Source organism: Blautia obeum ATCC 29174 (assembly GCF_025147765.1).
Lineage (GTDB): Bacteria > Bacillota > Clostridia > Lachnospirales > Lachnospiraceae > Blautia_A > Blautia_A obeum.
On sequence record NZ_CP102265.1, the window covers coordinates 265,001 to 284,298 of the forward strand.

The 19,298-nt window shown below is 40.9% G+C and carries 19 protein-coding genes and 1 rRNA gene (1 of these 20 cut by a window edge); 19 read left to right on the forward strand and 1 reads right to left on the reverse strand.

Going from position 1 to position 19,298, the window contains the following annotated elements; all coding sequences use genetic code 11:
• From NQ503_RS01200 to NQ503_RS01250, 11 genes are all read left to right on the forward strand, one after another.
• Positions 1-1,609: ribosomal RNA gene (locus NQ503_RS01200) — 23S ribosomal RNA — on the forward strand; it begins 1,275 nt to the left of the window's first position.
• A gap of 132 nt (positions 1,610-1,741) precedes the next feature.
• Positions 1,742-3,412, forward strand: coding sequence for an IS1096 element passenger TnpR family protein (locus NQ503_RS01205; protein ID WP_227235226.1), 1,671 nt, complete (start codon positions 1,742-1,744; stop codon positions 3,410-3,412).
• A gap of 190 nt (positions 3,413-3,602) precedes the next feature.
• Complete coding sequence (locus NQ503_RS01210; protein ID WP_005423977.1) at positions 3,603-4,523, forward strand: alpha/beta hydrolase; 921 nt, start codon at positions 3,603-3,605, stop codon at positions 4,521-4,523.
• 20 nt (positions 4,524-4,543) lie between these two features.
• A complete protein-coding gene (locus NQ503_RS01215) occupies positions 4,544-6,355 on the forward strand; it encodes a DUF6320 domain-containing protein (protein ID WP_044925346.1) in 1,812 nt (603 codons plus the stop codon).
• Between the two features lie 32 nt (positions 6,356-6,387).
• Positions 6,388-6,558 carry a hypothetical protein gene (locus NQ503_RS01220; RefSeq protein ID WP_005423981.1) on the forward strand — a complete coding sequence of 57 codons (171 nt, stop codon included), beginning with the start codon at positions 6,388-6,390 and terminating at the stop codon, positions 6,556-6,558.
• 16 nt (positions 6,559-6,574) lie between these two features.
• On the forward strand, positions 6,575-7,600 hold the full coding sequence (locus NQ503_RS01225) for a transglutaminase domain-containing protein (RefSeq protein WP_005423983.1): 1,026 nt from the start codon (positions 6,575-6,577) through the stop codon (positions 7,598-7,600).
• 46 nt (positions 7,601-7,646) lie between these two features.
• Positions 7,647-7,865 carry a hypothetical protein gene (locus NQ503_RS01230; protein ID WP_005423984.1) on the forward strand — a complete coding sequence of 73 codons (219 nt, stop codon included), beginning with the start codon at positions 7,647-7,649 and terminating at the stop codon, positions 7,863-7,865.
• A gap of 68 nt (positions 7,866-7,933) precedes the next feature.
• On the forward strand, positions 7,934-8,464 hold the full coding sequence (locus tag NQ503_RS01235) for a phosphatase PAP2 family protein (protein WP_005423990.1): 531 nt from the start codon (positions 7,934-7,936) through the stop codon (positions 8,462-8,464).
• 2 nt (positions 8,465-8,466) lie between these two features.
• Positions 8,467-8,742: an acylphosphatase gene (locus NQ503_RS01240; RefSeq protein ID WP_005423991.1), complete on the forward strand. Its 276-nt coding sequence runs from the start codon at positions 8,467-8,469 to the stop codon at positions 8,740-8,742.
• A gap of 13 nt (positions 8,743-8,755) precedes the next feature.
• Complete coding sequence (locus NQ503_RS01245; protein WP_005423994.1) at positions 8,756-9,016, forward strand: hypothetical protein; 261 nt, start codon at positions 8,756-8,758, stop codon at positions 9,014-9,016.
• A gap of 280 nt (positions 9,017-9,296) precedes the next feature.
• Entirely contained in the window at positions 9,297-10,163 is an 867-nt protein-coding gene (locus tag NQ503_RS01250; RefSeq protein ID WP_005423996.1) for an EamA family transporter, read from the forward strand.
• Positions 10,164-10,310: 147 nt separating this feature from the next.
• Here the strand turns inward: NQ503_RS01250 and NQ503_RS01255 are convergent, their stop codons facing one another.
• Entirely contained in the window at positions 10,311-11,018 is a 708-nt protein-coding gene (locus NQ503_RS01255; protein ID WP_005423997.1) for a FadR/GntR family transcriptional regulator, read from the reverse strand.
• 310 nt (positions 11,019-11,328) lie between these two features.
• Between NQ503_RS01255 and NQ503_RS01260 the strand changes: the two genes are divergently transcribed.
• From NQ503_RS01260 to NQ503_RS01295, 8 genes are all read left to right on the forward strand, one after another.
• A complete protein-coding gene (locus tag NQ503_RS01260) occupies positions 11,329-12,210 on the forward strand; it encodes a dihydrodipicolinate synthase family protein (protein WP_005424001.1) in 882 nt (293 codons plus the stop codon).
• A 35-nt stretch (positions 12,211-12,245) separates the two neighbouring features.
• Entirely contained in the window at positions 12,246-13,166 is a 921-nt protein-coding gene (gene dapA, locus NQ503_RS01265) for a 4-hydroxy-tetrahydrodipicolinate synthase (protein WP_005424004.1), read from the forward strand.
• 54 nt (positions 13,167-13,220) lie between these two features.
• Positions 13,221-14,210, forward strand: a complete 990-nt coding sequence (locus NQ503_RS01270) for a TRAP transporter substrate-binding protein (RefSeq protein WP_005424006.1) — start codon at positions 13,221-13,223, stop codon at positions 14,208-14,210.
• Between the two features lie 91 nt (positions 14,211-14,301).
• A complete protein-coding gene (locus NQ503_RS01275; protein WP_005424008.1) occupies positions 14,302-14,802 on the forward strand; it encodes a TRAP transporter small permease in 501 nt (166 codons plus the stop codon).
• On the forward strand, positions 14,784-16,079 hold the full coding sequence (locus NQ503_RS01280) for a TRAP transporter large permease (RefSeq protein ID WP_055066666.1): 1,296 nt from the start codon (positions 14,784-14,786) through the stop codon (positions 16,077-16,079). Before NQ503_RS01275 ends, NQ503_RS01280 begins: the two co-directional genes overlap by 19 nt.
• 15 nt (positions 16,080-16,094) lie before the next feature.
• Positions 16,095-17,444, forward strand: coding sequence for an FAD-dependent oxidoreductase (locus NQ503_RS01285; RefSeq protein ID WP_044925350.1), 1,350 nt, complete (start codon positions 16,095-16,097; stop codon positions 17,442-17,444).
• A 214-nt stretch (positions 17,445-17,658) separates the two neighbouring features.
• Positions 17,659-18,492, forward strand: coding sequence for an ATP-dependent sacrificial sulfur transferase LarE (gene larE / locus NQ503_RS01290; RefSeq protein ID WP_330368395.1), 834 nt, complete (start codon positions 17,659-17,661; stop codon positions 18,490-18,492).
• Entirely contained in the window at positions 18,493-19,248 is a 756-nt protein-coding gene (locus tag NQ503_RS01295) for a tRNA threonylcarbamoyladenosine dehydratase (protein WP_005424017.1), read from the forward strand.
• Positions 19,249-19,298: the final 50 nt, after the last annotated feature.

Here is a 19,298-nt window from a genome sequence, read left to right on the forward strand (position 1 = left end):
GAATGCCGGAATGAGTAGCGAGATAGAGGTGAGAATCCTCTAGGCCGAATATCCAAGGTTTCCAGGGTAAAGCTGATCTGCCCTGGGTAAGTCGGGGCCTAAGGTGAGGACGAGAGTCGTAGCCGATGGACAACAGGTGGAGATTCCTGTACTATGATATGACAGAACTGTGGGGACACGTGCAGAGAGCGGAAGCCGGGAATGGGATCCCGGTGCAAGCGAGGTACCAGCCGCATTGGAAAAACCGTGCGGCAATGGGAAGACGTGATGCGGAGTGAAGTTTAGTAATGAAGTCCGTGAGCTGTGCGTCAAGAAAAGCCGCTATTGTTCATACCATACCCGTACCGTAAACCGACACAGGTGGATGAGGAGAGAATCCTAAGGCCGGCGGAAGAAGCATTGTCAAGGAACTCGGCAAAATGACCCCGTAACTTCGGGAGAAGGGGTGCCTGCGAGAGCAGGCCGCAGAGAATAGGCTCAAGCAACTGTTTAGCAAAAACACAGGTCTATGCGAAACCGAAAGGTGAGGTATATGGGCTGACGCCTGCCCGGTGCTGGAAGGTTAAGAGGAGAGGTTAGCGCAAGCGAAGCTTTGAATTTAAGCCCCAGTAAACGGCGGCCGTAACTATAACGGTCCTAAGGTAGCGAAATTCCTTGTCGGGTAAGTTCCGACCCGCACGAAAGGCGTAATGATTTGAGCGCTGTCTCGACAATGCATCCGGTGAAATTGAAGTACCAGTGAAGATGCTGGTTACCTGCGCCAGGACGGAAAGACCCCATGGAGCTTTACTCCAGTTTGGTACTGGGATCCGGTACTGCATGTACAGGATAGGTGGGAGGCTGAGAATCGGTAACGCCAGTTGCCGAGGAGCCGCTGTTGGGATACCACCCTTGCAGTATTGGGTTTCTAACCAGCCGCCGTGACCCGGCGGTGGGACAATGCCAGACGGGGAGTTTGACTGGGGCGGTCGCCTCCGAAAGGGTATCGGAGGCGCCCAAAGGTTCCCTCAGGATGGACGGAAACCATCCAAAGAGTGCAAAGGCAGAAGGGAGCTTGACTGCGACACCGACGGGTGGAGCAGGTACGAAAGTAGGGCTTAGTGATCCGGTGGTATTAAGTGGGAATGCCATCGCTCAACGGATAAAAGCTACCCTGGGGATAACAGGCTTATCACTCCCAAGAGTTCACATCGACGGAGTGGTTTGGCACCTCGATGTCGGCTCATCGCATCCTGGGGCTGTAGTAGGTCCCAAGGGTTGGGCTGTTCGCCCATTAAAGCGGTACGCGAGCTGGGTTCAGAACGTCGTGAGACAGTTCGGTCCCTATCCGGCGTGGGCGTAGGATATCTGAGAGGAGCTGTCCTTAGTACGAGAGGACCGGGATGGACGGGCCGCTGGTGCACCGGTTAGACTGCCAAGTCTATAGCCGGGTAGCCAAGCCCGGAAGGGATAAACGCTGAAGGCATCTAAGCGTGAAGCCCCCCTCAAGATGAGATATCCCATCCGAAAGGAGTAAACCCCCTTGAAGACGACGAGGTCGATAGGGCAGGGGTGGAAGTGTGGTAACACATGGAGCTGACTGCTACTAATAGGGTGAGGGCTTGACCAAGAAAGCGTGGTTAAGATTCAATTGCTTAGTCAACATGTATGTGGTTTTGAAGATACGATAATGAAGCCGGAGCGGACAAAATCTGTTCCGGCTTTTATGTTTTCTAAAAACAAGCATATAAAGGGTGAACATATGGAATTCTATCAGTTAAAAATTACAAGAAAAGGAACAAAACCTCCGGTATGGAGACGCTGTCTGGTACCGGCAGACACAGACTTTGCGAAACTTGCTGCAATGTTGGAAGACATTCTGGAATATGCAGACACTGAGAACTATGAATTTGAATTTTTCCAGAAAAAACTCAGACTGCAGAACCTGGAGGCACAGACTGCAGAGGCTACAAAAGGCAGCTATGAATATGCAGAAGCAAAAGGCAGACAGATAGCAGAACTTCTGGATACAGAGGCATGGTTTACTTTCAGAGTAAAAGGAATGGAGCTTCCGGAATATCGTACTGATATTGAAAAGAAAATAACAGATGAAGAAAAAGCAGGAACTCCTGAGATTCTTAAAGAAACCAGAAGTGCAGAAGATGATTTCTGGACAGCAGATATGCAGACGAAGAATACAGAGCTGGAAAAGAAATATGGTGCTCTTGGAATTGCTGATATAGTTGCCAAAAAGGTTGCCGAAATGGAAAAGAAGATGGAACCTGAACAGCAGGAAAATTCGTTCAGTAGAAATCCAAAAGTCAGAGATTACCTGAATTCTTATAATAAGGAAGATCTTATTGCCAGTGCAATTGAGCTGGATATTGAAATTGATGGTTTAAGTAAAGAAGAACTTGCAGAAAACATTACAGAAAAAGTTTTGAATCCGGAAATCATGAAGGAGATTTTTCTTCAGGCAGATGAATGGGAAATTGAAGCATTTGATCGTGCAACTGAGAGAAAATGTTTTCCGGCTACTCATAAAGACTGGAAAGAACTGGAATGGTTCAGTAATAAAGGATATATCGTAGCTTATAGTGATAATTATGCAGAAGTGCCGCAGGAGGTAATTTCTGTTTATAAACAGGTGAATACCCCTGAATTACAGGAAAAATGCCGCAAACTCAGCTGGATGCGTTCCTGTGAAAGTATGATGGGACTGATTTATGCAATCGCGCCGCTTAAGATCGTGTATCGCATGTACCGTAAACGTGATGGCTTCAGAGTGAGCTATGAAGAATTTATGGATATTCTGAACGAACTTGCTGAAAAAGATGGTATGTGTATCGTAAAAGGAGATAAACTGATCTGGAAAGCTGTGTTACAGGATAATCTTTATGAGAGAATTGAAGAATTTCAGGGAGAAAGAGATTTCTATATTCCGACGGTAGATGAAATTCTGGATTATGCAAAACATGGATATCCTTCTCAGGATGTTTCTTATCGCAAATTATCGTCCTTCCTGAGAGATGAACTCCATCTTGAGGAAGAAAAGACAGAAGAACTTCTTTACATTGTATACAAAGAGTTTTCTATGGACGGGATGCTTTCTGATATCATGGAAGAATTCAATAAACGTGATATTGTTTTTGACTCTGATCGCCAGATGGAACGTTTTGCTCCAATTATGATGGAAGTAAACAATAACACAAGAATGCTTGATTTCCGTGGATATACGCCAAATGAGATCAACCGTGTATCTGAGCAGAAGACAACACCGGTAGCACCGGCAATGCAGTCTTTTGTTCCGATGGGAAATCTTCCGACAAACAATATAGTAAATATGCAGCCGAAAAAGAAAATTTACCCGAATGATCCATGTCCGTGTGGAAGTGGTAAAAAATATAAAAAATGCTGCGGAAGAAATAAATAATTTTCTTTAATTTTTCATAAAAAAACCAGCGGTTTGCCGTTGGTTTTTTTTATGAAAAATCAGAGAAAATTATTTTGCAATTTCGTACTATAGATATTTCTGCTATAATAACAGTGTGTTGAATAAAAAGAAACTCAAAGGACGGAATTAATCTATACAGACAAGGAGTAAACATTTGATTTCAAAGACAATGCAGACAATTCTGCACGCATTATCCTATGGAAATATAGAGGTGGAGGCATCGCGACGGCTGGCAGATATTAAGAGGCTGGATGCGATGAGGATATTTGTGAAAAAGCTGGATACGAAAGTATATAATGGAACTTATGAAGTGCCTGTGCGGCTGTATTTCCCGAGCGAGGAAGCCATGAGCGGCGAGCCTGTAGAGGGAGAAAAATATCCTGTGCTGCTCTTTTTTCATGGTGGTGGCTGGGTGACGGAAAGTGTGGAGAATTATGATCGCGTGTGCAGCAGAATGGCGCAGTCTACAGGTCATATCGTGATGTCTGTGGAGTATCGCCTTGCACCGGAATATCGTTTCCCGGTTCCGCTGGAAGACTGTTATGCAGCGGCAAAAGCACTTTATACGGGACATCTGGTCCTTCCCGCTGATCCGGACAGGATCACGATCATTGGCGACAGTGCCGGGGGTAATCTGGCAGCGGCTGTATGTCTCAAAGCACGGGATACCGGAGAGTTTATACCGAAGAAGCAGATACTGATCTATCCGGCACTGAACAACTGCTATACAGAAGGATCTCCTTATAAATCCGTACAGGAAAACGGCGAAGGATACCTTCTCACAGCAGTAAAAATGGAGGACTATCTTAAATTATATGAGAGCAGTCCTGAGGACAGACAGAATCCTTACTTCGCACCGATCCTTGAAAAAGACCTTTCACATATGCCGGAAACACTGATTCTTACAGCGGAATTTGACCCACTTCGGGATGAAGGCGAAGAGTATGGGAAACGTCTGAAAGAAGCAAATAATTATGTGGAAATACATAGGATTCCGGATGCGCTTCATGGATATTTTGCACTTGGGATCCGGTTTCTGCATGTACAGGAAAGTTTTGAGATCATGAATCGTTTTTTGAACAAAAGTTGAATAAAGGAAGCGAATAAAACGTGGAAACAGGATATTCAAAATGGCGAAAACTAGATAACGCGGCACTGGCATTTCCTCTTGTCACAGACAAAAATGACACCAGGGTATTTCGATTTTATTGTCAGCTGAAAGAAGAAGTAAACAGTGAGATCCTGCAGCAGTCTCTGGATCAGACGATGGAGAAATATCCATTGTTCCAGGCGGTTCTGCGTAAGGGACTGTTCTGGTTTTATCTGGAGAGAAGGGATATACATGCTATCGTAAAAAAAGAAAAAAGACCGCCTTGCAGCAGTCTTTATATACCAGATCAAAAGACGTTGCTTTTTCAGGTGAGCTACTATAAAAATCGAATTAATTTTGAGGTATATCATGCCCTGACAGATGGCACAGGAGCAATGAATTTCTTAAGTGAACTGGTGCAGAATTATCTGATCCTGGCGCACCCATCTGCAGATCTTCCGTGGGTTGAACAGATAGAAGAAACGACTCCGGGTGCACAGGAAGAGGACAGCTTTTCACAGTATTATTCCTCGGATATTCCAAAAAATAAAGAGAAAAAACCGGCAGCAGTGAAGCTGAAAGGTGAGAAATTGCTGCATGCAGATATGCAGATCACAGAGGTCATTATACCGGTAAAAGAAACACTGACGAAGGCACGTTCTTATGGTGTGTCGATTACTGTATTTCTCACGGCGATGCTGCTCTGTTCAATACATGAGGAGATACCGAAGAACCGTCAGAAGAGGCCGATTGCTCTGATGATTCCAGTAAATCTGAGAAATTATTTTCCATCACAGTCCATGGGAAATTTCTTTGGATGGATTGAAGTTGGGTATACCTTTGCGGATGAAACGGTATTTCAGGATGTGCTGGAATCTGTAAAAAATCAGTTTAAAGATAAGCTGGACAAAGAAAAAGTTGCCATGGATATGAATGGTTATGTACGTTTGGAGAAGAATCCTCTGGTGCGTGCGGTTCCTCTGGAAATTAAGAAATATTTCATGATGGCAGGTGCAAATCTTGGCAGCAGAAGTGTAACAGCGGTTTATTCAAATATAGGAATTCTGAAATTTCCGGAGGAGTACAAAGCATATATCGATCGGTTTGGAATCTTTGCAAGTACGAATTCTCTGCAGCTTTGTTCCTGTTCTTATGGAGACCAGATGGTGCTTGGATTTACGTCCAAGATACCGGATGACAGTATCCAGAAAAACTTTATGCGTATGCTTCGTGAAGAGGAGATTCCATATAAAGAAGAGAAAAATGATTTCCCCGGATGCGGTGAACAGAATAAAAAAGAAGAAATAAAAATTTTGCAGACTTTTACGTTTCTGTGCCTTGCGGTGGCAGTGATCTGTGGCATGATCAATTATCTTATGCTGGAAACGCTGAACTGGTTCTGGTTCGCGGCAGCAGGATGTGCCTGTGCATGGCTGGTTGTAAATGTGGCATATTTCAAGCGGAGAAATATACTGAAAAATCTGACCTGGCAGCTTCTGATCATAACTATTTTATGTGTTTTGTGGGATCATTTTACCGGATGGAAGGGCTGGTCGATTGACTTTGTCTTTCCGTTTGGGACGCTGACAGTTCTGGGTTCGATCCCTGTAATTGCCGGAGTCAGCCACCTGGAAACAGAAGAATACCTGTATTATCTGTTGCAGGCAGCGATGATCGGATGCATACCGGCAATCCTTATCTGGATCGGAATCGTGCATTATACGCTGCCGTCTGTACTGTGCACAGGTATCAGTTTTCTGACTTTAGCAGGGATGTTTATCTTTCAGAAAAAGGATACCTTGAGAGAATTCAGGAAGAAATTAAGAATGTAACAAAATCAAGATTACGAGAAAGGAAAATACCGATGTTAAAATGTGATTATGAAGTGAAACAGATTGATGGAGATTATGCACATCTGCAGAGAATCGACCGCCCAGAGGAGGAACTGAAGCTGGTTGCGAGGGCACTTCTTCCGATAGAAATCTACGAGGGCTGTATCTTACATTATGAAATGATGCAGTATAGTATGAAATAACCCCAGGAGAAGTACAATGGAGCAGTATTACTACAACCACATGGATAAACAGAAACAGGCTGCTTATCATGGCATCCTCCAGGGAATTACCAGCCTGGCAGATGAATTCCAGATTCCGGCACTGGACGGAGAAGATTTATACAATGTTTTCTTTCAGCTCCGGCTGGATCATCCGGAGATTTTCTGGGCGACAGGATATAAATATCGTTATTATAAAGATTCACCGAACATTATTTTTATCCCGGAATATCTGTTTGATAAAGGAAAAATAAAAGAACATCAGAAAGCAATGAAATCCAGAGTCGAGAAGCTGGTTCGTCCGGCACAAAGCCTTTCCGAGTGGGAAAAAGAAAAATATGTACATGACTTTATCTGTCAGAATGTACATTACGATAAGCTTAAAAAGGCGTATTCCCATGAGATCATTGGTCCTCTGGGACAGGGCGTGGGCGTCTGTGAAGGCATTGCAAAAGCAGTGAAAGTTCTTCTCGATGCGCTGGGAGTCTGGTGTGTGATCGCAATATGCGGGAATAATCCGGAAAAAGGAATTAAATACCGTCATACCTGGAACATTGTCCGGATCGGCGGTGCATATTATCATCTGGATACAACATTTGATAATACACTTGGAAAGAGTGATAAAGTCGAAGATATCCGTTATGATTACTTTAATCTGGATGATGGACATATTTTTAAAGATCACGAACCACTGATCGCGGCGGCACCGCACTGTACAGACCACGATCACTTTTATTACAAAGAAAAGAAACTGTCATTCACAAAGACAGAAGATGTGTATAAACGTTCACTTCAGGCAGCCAAAAAAGGAAAAACACTGACCTTTCACTGGAGAGGCGGTTATCTGACCAGAGAGGTTCTGAATGAACTTCTTGGACTGATCCGCAAAGCCGGTGAAGAGAAAAATAAGACGGCGGTTGTCAATATCAACTGGCCGCAGGCTGTATTGCGCCTGTATTATACAGAGGCACAGATGCAGGAATGCATCACGATGGAGGATGCGAATGAAGGGGAAAAAGAGTAACGTATACACGAAAGTCTGATATCTGGTAATAAAAGGGGAGATATATATGCTTGAAACATTCAATGTTTTACGTATCGATGAGCCTGATTTCGGATGTGAGGGGCGTCCGGACGGGATGGAAGTGAAGGATAATGTCCTTCTGAAAAGCAATTATACAGGTCAGGAGATGACCGTTCAGGAAAAAGATGCCCGGTTATATGAGCTGGACATCAATGAGGGAGACAAAGTATTTCTGATTGAAGGGGAAATGCGAAAGCTCCGCTGAGAGCAGAGGATTAGCTGATGCAGCTTTTAAAAAGGGTGCAGACAAATATATGCAAAGGACACTAAAAGATGGGATTTGAATTAAATATACTTGACTGGTTCCAGACATTGCATACGCCGGTGATGGATAAATTAATGACTTCAGTCACAAAGCTTGGGGATGCCGGGATATTCTGGATTATACTGACTCTGATCTTTCTTATCATACCGAAAATGAGAAAGACAGGTGTGACCATGGCAGCTGCGCTTATCGTAGATTTATTATTATGTAATGTATTGTTAAAGAATCTTGTAGCACGAACCAGACCTTATGATGTGAATACGACAGTAGAATTACTGGTTGCAAAACTTCGCGATTATTCATTTCCGTCTGGACATACAGCGGCATCGTTTGCATCAGTGACAGCACTGTACCTGTCAGGAGAAAGAAGGATTGGGCTTATAGCTCTTGTGATTTCATGCCTGATAGCTGTATCCAGATTATATTTGTATGTGCATTATCCAACAGATGTTCTAGGTGGAATCATTTTTGGATGTCTTTCCGGATGGCTTGGATATCACATTGTGAAATTTGCAGAAGGGAAAAAGACAGTAAGATAATCATGCACAAGATCAGAGTATCCATATGTTTCTATGGAAGAGTCCAGGGAGTCGGATTTCGCTACAAGCTGAGATATCTGGCTGAGAAATACAGCGTGACCGGTTGGGCGAGAAATGAATATGACGGATCAGTCTCAACAGAATTGCAGGGACTGGAAGAAGATATTGACAAGATTCTTCAGGCACTTTACAATGACCGTTATATAGAGATTGATGACATCCGAAAACGCAGTCTTCCGGTTGATGAGGAAGAGCGAGGTTTCGGGGTAAGATATTAAGGAGGACGCACACGTGGACGAATTATACCAGGCAATTGAAGAGAAGATCAAGGCAGCAGGATATCCTAGAGAGATATCCGGACAGGCTGTTTACGAAGATATCTGTGACCAGATTGAAGGAAAAGAAAATGGCAGTTATGTATTACTGTCCAAGTTTGAAGATGATGTGATCTTTGAATATCACATTACTATTATGGATCATGAATTTAATCTTGGAATCCTTACCATGAGACTTCCGGAAGGCGTATACGCAGCAAATTTTGATGAGGATTGAGGGCTACTGTTTAACGATAATATTCTGTGAACAGTAAAACGAACTGAGCGGGTGAAAACCTGCTCTTTTTTTGTAATAGGAAATTACTCCGTAATGTTCCTATTACAAAAAACGCTCCGCGAGGATGCGACCAGATGCATGAGGAATATGTCTGCTGAAGCAGACTGCATCTGGCGCGCAAAGCGTAACAAGTCCCTCAAAGATTGAGGGATTCAGGGAGTTTGAAGCGGACTTGTCCGCTTTGTTCTGTAATAGGAAAAATTACCAAGGGGGGATTTATATGTGGATTCTGTATGCGGTGGGATCTTCGTTTTTTGCAGGAATCACATCAATTCTTGCAAAGTGTGGAATTCAGAAAACGGATTCTGATGTGGCAACAGCTGTGAGGACGATCGTGGTGCTTTTGTTTTCCTGGCTGATGGTATTTGTAACAGGAACAATGTCCGGAATAAAGGACATAAGCGGAATGACTTTGCTGTTTCTTGTGCTTTCCGGTCTGGCAACGGGAGCATCCTGGCTTTGTTATTTCCACGCATTGCAAAAAGGAGACATCAATAAAGTTGTACCGATTGACAAATCAAGCACGATCCTGACGATTCTTCTGGCTCTGATTTTTCTTCATGAAGGCCTGTCCTGGGCAAAAGCGGGCTGTGTTTGTCTGATCGGAATCGGAACGATGATGATGATAACCAGAAAAGAAGAAACCGAAAACAACGAATCGAGAGACGGAAGCTGGCTGATTTATGCGGTACTATCAGCAGTCTTTGCCAGCCTGACGGCCATCCTTGGAAAGATTGGTATTTCCGGAATTGATTCAAACCTGGGTACTGCGATCCGTACCACAGTTGTATTGGTTATGGCATGGCTGATGGTATTTATGAAAGGAAAACAGCATGAGGTTCGGGAAATTGAGAAAAAAGAACTTCTTTTTATCGGACTTTCCGGAATTGCAACAGGAGCATCATGGCTTTTTTATTACAGAGCATTGCAAGAAGGTCCGGCGAGCGTTGTTGTACCGATCGATAAGCTGAGTATCCTCGTGACGATTGCTTTCTCGTGGATCGTATTCCACGAAAAACTGACACGGAAATCTGCAACAGGGGTTGTCCTGATCACGGCAGGAACTGTACTGATGACAATGATATGATCGGTAACCGTTCACACGGCACTATCCCGCGAGGTGTTTTGGCATGTTTTTTGCCAAAATCCCGAGACATATAAGGCAAAATTTGATTTTTGAATATTGTAAAACCTGCATATGTGTTGTAAACTTCAACGCATATGCAGGTTTTGCCTATTCATCTTCTAATGTTACAATGTTTAATGTGAGATTGGTTTCCATTAACACAATATGTTTTTTCATTTCACGTTCTGCTTTTGCAGAATCCTTTGTTATAATTGCTTTTAAAATTTTTTCGTGAGGTCCAATAGTATCTTTGACATTTTGTTTAATTGAAAAAGTATTATTTCTAAAATCCTTTAATCCCATATTTAATCGTTCCATAACATCAATCATTAAGTTATTTCCACATCTTTTTATAATTTCAGAGTGAAATTTTTCGTCCATGAGGGCAAGATTATTAGCATCATTTTTTGCAGCAGCATCGCAAAATTCTTTATGAATATTTTTTAAACATATGATGCCTTCTTCATCAATTTTTTCAGCAGTCATTTTTGCAGCAATGGGTTCAATTGCATATCTTAATTCGAAAACATTTCTAAGATCAGTTTCGTTAGCTACAAGCCAGTTGATGGCAGGAGATGGTTTTTCTGCCTTTTTTTCTGCAACAAAAGCGCCCTTTCCTGTCTTTAATTCAACAATTCCCTTAGCTTGAAGAAAACGGAATGCTTCTCGTACAGTTCCACGACTGACATTTAAGTTCGTACAGAGCTCCTTTTCTGTAGGTAATTTTGTACCAGGCTGTAATTTTTCCTCTTTAATCAAATCTTTAATTCGTTCTTCTACTTGGTGAACGAGTGGCACACGTTTAATTGGTTCCATACATATGGCCCCCTTCCCTGTTGCATTTTTTATTAAAACTATGACGAGATACAGTTTTAATTATCATAGAGGATAAAAAAAAATATGTCAAGTACATTGTAGGACATTATACAATATTTTTGGATGCTGATAAAATGATTGTAGAATTATGCAAAATGCATAAAAAATGTGACAAAAAAAGAGACATTATGACAGAAATGATATTTCATGTTGACAAAATGAAAGAAAAAGACTAATATACAAATTGTAAGACAATCCTACAAACAAACAATCAAACATAAGACAATATAACAAAGAGAGGAGAAAACATATGAGTGTAAAGTATGAAGGGATAATTCCCCCGATTGTTACTCCATTCACGGCAAGTGGAGAAATTGATGAAGAAAAAATCAGGCGTGAAATGGAAATCTGTCTGGATGCAGGCGCTGATGGAATCAGTGTTGGCGGAAGTACCGGAGAAGGACCGACATTACGTGATGAAGAGCTGACTCAACTGATTAAAATAGCCAGAGAATACGTAAAAGAAGGATCAGATAAAACGGTTGTCTGCGGAATAATGAGAACTTGTACAAGAGATGCTGTCAGAGCTGGAAAAACTGCAAAGGAAGCAGGGGCAGATGCAATTATGGTTACACCTACTGCTTATAATGTCCTGGTACCAAATGCAGAAGGTATGTTTGATTTTTATAATACAATTTCTGAAGAAGTTCAACTTCCAACAATTATTTATAATGTGATTCCACAAAATACGATATATCCTGATTTGTTCCATCGGTTGTTAAACGAAACGGAATATATTATGGGAATAAAGCAGAGTGTTGGAGGAATACAGGCTCTGTACGCAGACCTTATGGAAATTGAAGGGAAAGGTCGTGTATATGCGGCTACAGATGATATGATTTATTCTTGCTTTGATCTGGGGGCCAAAGGTGCAATTTCGGCGATTTTGTCAGTATTCCCTAAAGAATCAGTAGAAATGTGGAAATGCGCGCAGACAGGAGATCATTTACGTGGACTGGAAATTCAACAGTCTTTATATAAAAAATGGCAGGTTCTTGGAGGCAACCAGTTCCCAATCAAAATGAAATATGCATTGAAGTGTCTGGGGCGTGATTGTGGATATTGTAGAAGTCCAATTACGTATTTACCAGAAGAAGAAAAGAAAGCAATTCGTGAAACATTCACAAAGTAAAAATAAAATGTAAAGATTAAAGGAGGAAATGAGTTATGAACAAATTTGTTGCTAAATATGGAAGGATCCTGGTACCGCTTATTACACCTTATGGAGAAAATGAAGAAGTTGATTATGTTCAGTACGAAAAATTGATTGATTATATCATTACTAATAAATTAGGAGATTCTTTGATCGTTACAGGAACAACAGGAGAAGCAAGTCTTTTAACATTTGATGAAAGAGTCAAGTTGATGGAAACAGCTATAAATGCGGCAGCAGGACGAATGCCAGTAATTGCAGGAACTGGCTGTGCAAGTACTAAAGAAACTATTGCGCTGACACAGAAAGCAGAGGAACTTGGAATAGAAACCTGTCTTGTAGTAGTTCCATTTTATAATAAACCTACACAGGAAGGTATTTATCTGCACTATAAGAAATTGGCTGAGAATACAAAGGTAAATATTATGCTTTATAATATACCTATTTTTGTTGGTGTGAATATGGAACCGGAAACAGTCAGAAGACTTGCAGAAATTCCTAATATTATTGGAATTAAAGATGAAGCTGGAATCAATCCAACACAGGTTACAGACTTCTTCCTTGCAACAAAAGATGTTGATCCAGATTTTGCAATTTATAATGGAGACGATGTAATGCTTCTTCCAACGATTGTGCAGGGAGCTATGGGACTTGTGTCTGGTGGAGCACAGATTTTTGGACATGAAATTCGTGCAATTTTTGATGCGTTTGAGGCTGGTGAGAATGAGAAAGCAAAAGAAACTTTTGAACCGCTTTACCGTTTCTGCAAGAGTACAGGTCAGAATGGCCGTATTCTTCCGAACTCGATTATGCGTCCGGCAATAGAAGCAGTATCTGGAATCAAACTTGGAAATGCAAGACTGCCATTGGCACCGCCGACGGATGAAGAAATGAAAGTAACTCTTGGTATTCTGAAAGATATTGGAAAAATTTGAAAAATAGTTTATAATATTGAATGTATTCTGTAAATACATGAAAGGAGTAGGCAAATGAAGAAAGGATTAGCATTACTTACTACATTAGGATTAGCAATAACAGGATGTACGACAAATGTTTTTGCAGCAGATGTTGTGATTAAACTTGCAGATGTGCAGGCCGAAAATGATGTTGAAACACAATTTGAATATAAATTTGCAGAATTAGTTAATGAAAAAAGCGATGGTCGAATTGAAGTCCAGGTATATCCGGCTGGACAGATGGGAGAAATGACAGATATTTTGACGGCAGTACAGTCTGGATCTATGCAGATGACCAGAACAAATCCATCATGGCTTGCAGATGCAGGTGTTTCTTCAATGAATCTTCTTGCGCTTCCTTTCGTGTTTGATGATCTGGATAGTGCTAACAAGGTTCTGGACAGCGATGTTGGACAGAAAATCCTTAATCAGGTAGAAGAAAGCGACACAATGGTAAAAGCACTTGGTTATCTTGAACCATCAGGACGTTATTTTTTCTTTAAAAATAAAAAAGTTGCGAATCTGAAGGATATTGCAGGATTAAAAATTCGTGTACAGACGAATGATCTTGCGACTAAAATGGTAAGTAGTCTTGGAGCATCTGCAACCCCTATTTCTTACAATGAATTATATAGTTCGCTGCAGACTGGCATTGTTGACGGAGCAGATAATCCGCTGAAGGGAATCTTAAATATGAGCTTTTATGAGGTTGGTTCATATGTGTTGGATATGCCTCATCAGTATGAAGCAAGTGTCATCATTATTAATTCTGATTTCTTCAACAGTTTAAGCGAGGAAGATCAGGCAGTGATCAATGAGGCTATGGAGGAAGGCGCTGAATACTTTAAACAGATTTCCGACGAGGCTTTGGAAGGATATCGTTCGCAGCTGGAAGAAAAAGGAATGGAATTTGTTACACCTGATGATCCGCAGGAGTGGAAAGATGCGGCGCAGACTATCTATTCGGAATTTACAGAGGGAAATGAAGATCTTCTTCAGGAAATTATAGATTGTCAGAAATAATCTGTGAAAGTGCAGCCCGGGTGAATCAGAATGTGAACTGAGTCATCCGGGCTGTTTTAGATAGGCAGCTTAAGGCAATGGAGGTATTCATATGGGGAAAGAACAGGTAGATGAAAAACATGAAATTAAATTTTTCGAAATAATTTATAAATTGATTGAATTTGTCAGTGCGCTTTGTTTATGTGGACAGGTAATTATTATTTCAATTGCCGTTATTGGAAGATACATATTCAGTTACACTCCCACGTGGTCTGAAGAAATTGCCAGAGTTTTAATGGTGTGGATGTCTTTTCTCACAGCCAGCATGGCAATTAAAGACAACTCACATGTAAGAATTTCCGTGTTTGATAAATTTTTTGGAGAAAAAGCACTTAAAATTCGAGATATCATATTTTCAATTTGTAATATTGCTTTTAGTTTAATACTTTTTTGGGAAGGATCTAAATTAGTCATACAGACTTCCAGAACAAAACTTCCAGGCAGTGGAATTTCATCAGGTATACTATATGCATCAATTTGTGTGGGCGGATTACTTATGGCAATTATGCTAGTTTATAGAATGGGGGCGAAAGTATGTCAACGGAAACAGTAGGAACGATTATTCTTCTTGCAAGTTTTTTTATTATGATCTTTGCAGGAAATCATATCATTTTTTCAATAGGTATTTCTACATTATTAACTTTGTTATACTTAAAAGTTCCACTTATGACAGTTGCCCAGCAGTCAGTTAAAGGTTTAAACTCTTTTTCTCTGATGGCTGTCCCATTTTTTATTCTGATGGGTGACATTATGTCGGCAGGCGGCATAACGGATCGACTGGTTAACCTGGCAAATGCACTAGTCGGGTGGATGCGGGGCGGTATGGCAATGGTGAATGTCCTGGCATCTATGTTCTTTGGAGGAATTTCAGGATCACCTACTGCTGATGTAGCGTCATTAGGACCGATTGAGATAGAAATGATGGATAAGTCTGGATATGATAAAGATTTTTCTACAGGACTTACAATGAGCAGTGCTATTCAGGGATTACTAATACCACCAAGTCATAATATGGTTATTTACTGTATGGCAGCGGGAGGCGTTTCTGTTGGACAGATGTTCATGGGAGGCATTATTCCAGGTGTATTTCTTGGAATCGTGCTTATGGTATTTTCCTATTTTGTGGCATTGAAAAAAAATTATCCTAAAGGTGAAAAGTTTTCACTTAAAATTGCAGTAAAAGCATTTGTTGATGGAATTTGGGGAATCCTCACAATTCTTATTGTAGTAGTAGGTGTAGTTGCGGGGGTTTTTACAGCGACAGAGTCTGCAGCAATTGCATGTGTCTATTCTATTATTGTCGTATTGTTTATTTACAAATCTGTTTCTATAAGAGAGCTGTTTGGGGTGTTTAAGAAGAGTCTTAAAACGCTGGCAATGGTAATGGCTTTAATCGGGGTATCATCAGCTTTTGGATGGGTAGTTTCTTATTTACGTATACCGATGAAACTTACTAATTTTATGATGAGTATATCTTCGAATAAAATAGTTTTGTTGTTATTAATTAATTTACTGTTGCTGGTTATGGGTGCGTTGATGGATATGATCTGTAGCATTCTGATTATTACACCGATTATTCTTCCAATTGTAGCAGCCGTTGGTGTTACACCTCTTCAGCTTGGAGTAATCATGATTTTTAACCTTGGAATTGGTCTTATGACACCGCCGTTTGGTGTATTACTCTATGTGTGCAGTGCGATAAGTGGAAGAAATATTGAGCAATTGGTAAAAGCAAGTGTACCATTTTACATTGTAATGTTTGGTGCTCTGTTAGCGATTACTTTTATTCCACAGCTTACAACTTTTCTTCCTGGAATACTATTTGGCTGACAGGAGGGAATGCACATGATTATAAGACGTACAAATTGTCAGAAAAATAAAGAGATTACATATGATACGGTAGTAGTTGGTGGAGGCATTGCTGGTGTATCAGCTGCAGCATCAGCTGCTAAAAATGGAAGTAAGACATTATTAATTGAAAGTGCTACTTTTCTGGGTGGCGTTGTAACAATGGGACCGCTAGAGGCATTAATGACGCAGTATGATGCTGATCGGAAAGTTATTGGCGGAATTGCTGATGAATTACTTGAATTAATAAAAGCGCAGGATAGGCAGGCTGAAAATGTAGATGATACAACAGGATATTGTAATAAAATTATTCCGTACCAGTCGGAATGTATGAAATATGCAATGTTATGTCTACTGGATAAGTATCAAGTTGATCTTATGATGGAGACAATGCTTGTAGAGGCAAATATTAAAAATCAGGTTCTTGTCAGTATAGAAATACAAACGAAAAGAGAACGGCTTACAGTATATGCAAAGTCTTTTGTAGATTGCTCAGGGAGCGGAATATTGGGTTATTATTCTGGCTGTGACATTTTATTTGGAGATGAGAATGGAGTCAGTCAGCCAGTTACGGTATTAACAAAATGGGGAAATATAAATAAAGAACAGTTGAGAGAATATGTTCGCACTCATATGGATGAATTTACTTCTTTTAATAATGAACTGGATGTGGAAGCAGAGTTTTTACATCTATGGGGATTTGGCAAAACTTTGACTGAAGGATACGAAACTGGAAAATTAAGTTTAAAAAGAGAAGAAATGCATCTAATGGAATCAACAGTACCTGGAGAGGTTATACTCAATTTTTCCAGAATGGGTGCGAATCCATATGATGCTTTTGAAATGAGCAAGGCACAGCTTGATGGCTCCAGGCAAGTATATGAGTTGTTTCAATATTTTCGAGAGAAAATTCCAGCATTTAAAAATGCCAAAATAGTTCAAAATGGGTATGTGGGAGTTCGAGAAAGCGGACGTGTCAAGGGAAAATATGTATTGACCAGACAAGATATTATTTCAGAAGAAAAATGCAAAGATAGTGTTGCAATAGGCGCTTTTCCTATGGATATACATCAACAGGGAAGTGGAATGAAATATGAAAGAGTTTTAAGGGGATATGGAATTCCAGCATGTGCTTTGTGGTCAGAACATATAAAAAATTTGTTTATGGGTGGTAGATGCATAAGCTCTACATTTGAAGCTAATGCATCTTGCAGAATTTCAATTACGTGTATGGCAACGGGGCAGGCAGCAGGAGTTATGGCCTCTGAATATCAGGAAGGAATAAACGAAGAAGTTTTGATTCGTAACTCCAGAGATATACTTGTAAGTCAAAATGCTATCATTTAATAATAAGAGGTCATGTTTCTGTGAAGAGACATGGCCTTTTATGTGAGACAAGAAATATAAAACAATTTAAAGAGAGACTTGGAATATCAATCAATTAAAACTGATATAGTAGGCTGAGCTCAGCTTTTGTTTGTAGGATAATTCTATATTGTACGCTCTGGGGCGTTATGCTATAATACACACTAGGTTACTAGGTTAAAAAGGAGATTTTATAGTGAGTATTCATGATAAATATAAAGTATTACAGCAGAACCTGAAAGATATGGGAAGTGTCGCAGTTGCGTTTTCAAGCGGTGTAGATTCAACCTTCCTTCTGAAAGCCGCGCTGGAAGCACTTGGAAAGGATAAAGTAATCGCAGTGACAGCCAGTTCCTGTTCATTCCCGGAGAGAGAATTGAAAGAAGCGACGGAATTCTGCAAAGAAAATGGTGTTCGTCATATTATCTGTAAATCAGAGGAGCTGGATATTGATGGCTTTCGACAGAATCCGAAGAACCGCTGCTATCTGTGCAAGCATGAACTGTTTGAAAAAATCTGGCAGATTGCAAAAGAAAACAGCATGAATGCAGTAGCCGAGGGCTCCAATATGGATGATAACGGTGACTACCGTCCGGGACTGATTGCCGTTAAAGAGCTTGGTGTCAGCAGTCCGCTTCGTCAGGCTGAGCTGTATAAAGAAGAAATCCGTGAACTGTCCAAAGAGATGGGACTTCCTACATGGGACAAACAGTCTTTTGCCTGTCTTTCTTCCCGTTTTGTTTATGGAGAAACAATCAGTGAGGAAAAACTTGGAATGGTGGATCAGGCGGAACAGCTTCTTCTGGACATGGGCTTCCATCAGATCCGTGTACGCATTCACGGAAATATCGCCAGAATTGAAGTTCTGCCGGAGGAAATAGCAAGACTTGTAGAAGAAGAAAACAGAACCAGAATTGCGAAGCAGCTTAAGGAATATGGATTTGATTATGTGACTCTGGATCTTCTGGGATATCGTACAGGAAGCATGAATGAAACATTAACTAAGGAAGAGAAGGAGATTAAGAAATAAATGTTAAATCAGTTTTCCAGAACAGAACTGCTATTTGGTAAAGAAGCAATGGAGAAACTTGCCGGTTCCAGAGTTGCCGTTTTTGGAATCGGTGGAGTTGGCGGTTATACAGTAGAGGCGCTTGTGCGAAGTGGAGTAGGTGCAATCGATCTGATCGATGATGATAAGGTATGTCTGACCAATCTGAACCGTCAGATCATTGCGACAAGAAGTACGGTTGGTAAATACAAAGTAGATGTTATGAAGGAGCGAATCCTTGATATCAACCCGAAGGCAGAGGTTAATGTTCACAAATGTTTTTATCTGCCGGAAACGAAAGATGAGTTCGATTTTTCCAAATATGATTATGTAGTGGATGCGGTTGATACGGTAACAGCGAAGATTCAGCTTGTTATGGAGGCAAAGGAAGCTGGCGTTCCGATCATCAGCAGTATGGGCGCTGGAAATAAATTTGATCCGACTGCTTTTCAGGTGGCTGATATTTATAAAACTTCTGTATGTCCACTTGCGAAGGTTATGCGCCGTGAACTTAAGAAGCGTGGAATTAAAAAGTTAAAGGTTGTGTATTCTCAGGAAAAACCAATCCGTCCGATTGAAGATATGTCAATCAGTTGTCGTTCACATTGTATCTGTCCTCCGGGTGCAGCACACAAATGTACAGAACGTCGTGATATACCGGGATCTACTGCATTTGTTCCATCGGTAGTAGGGCTGATCATAGCGGGGGAAGTAATTAAAGATCTGGCGCATAATTGAAAACCTGTGCGTCGCATTCTCGTTACTTCAGTGATGATTTAGACGCACTA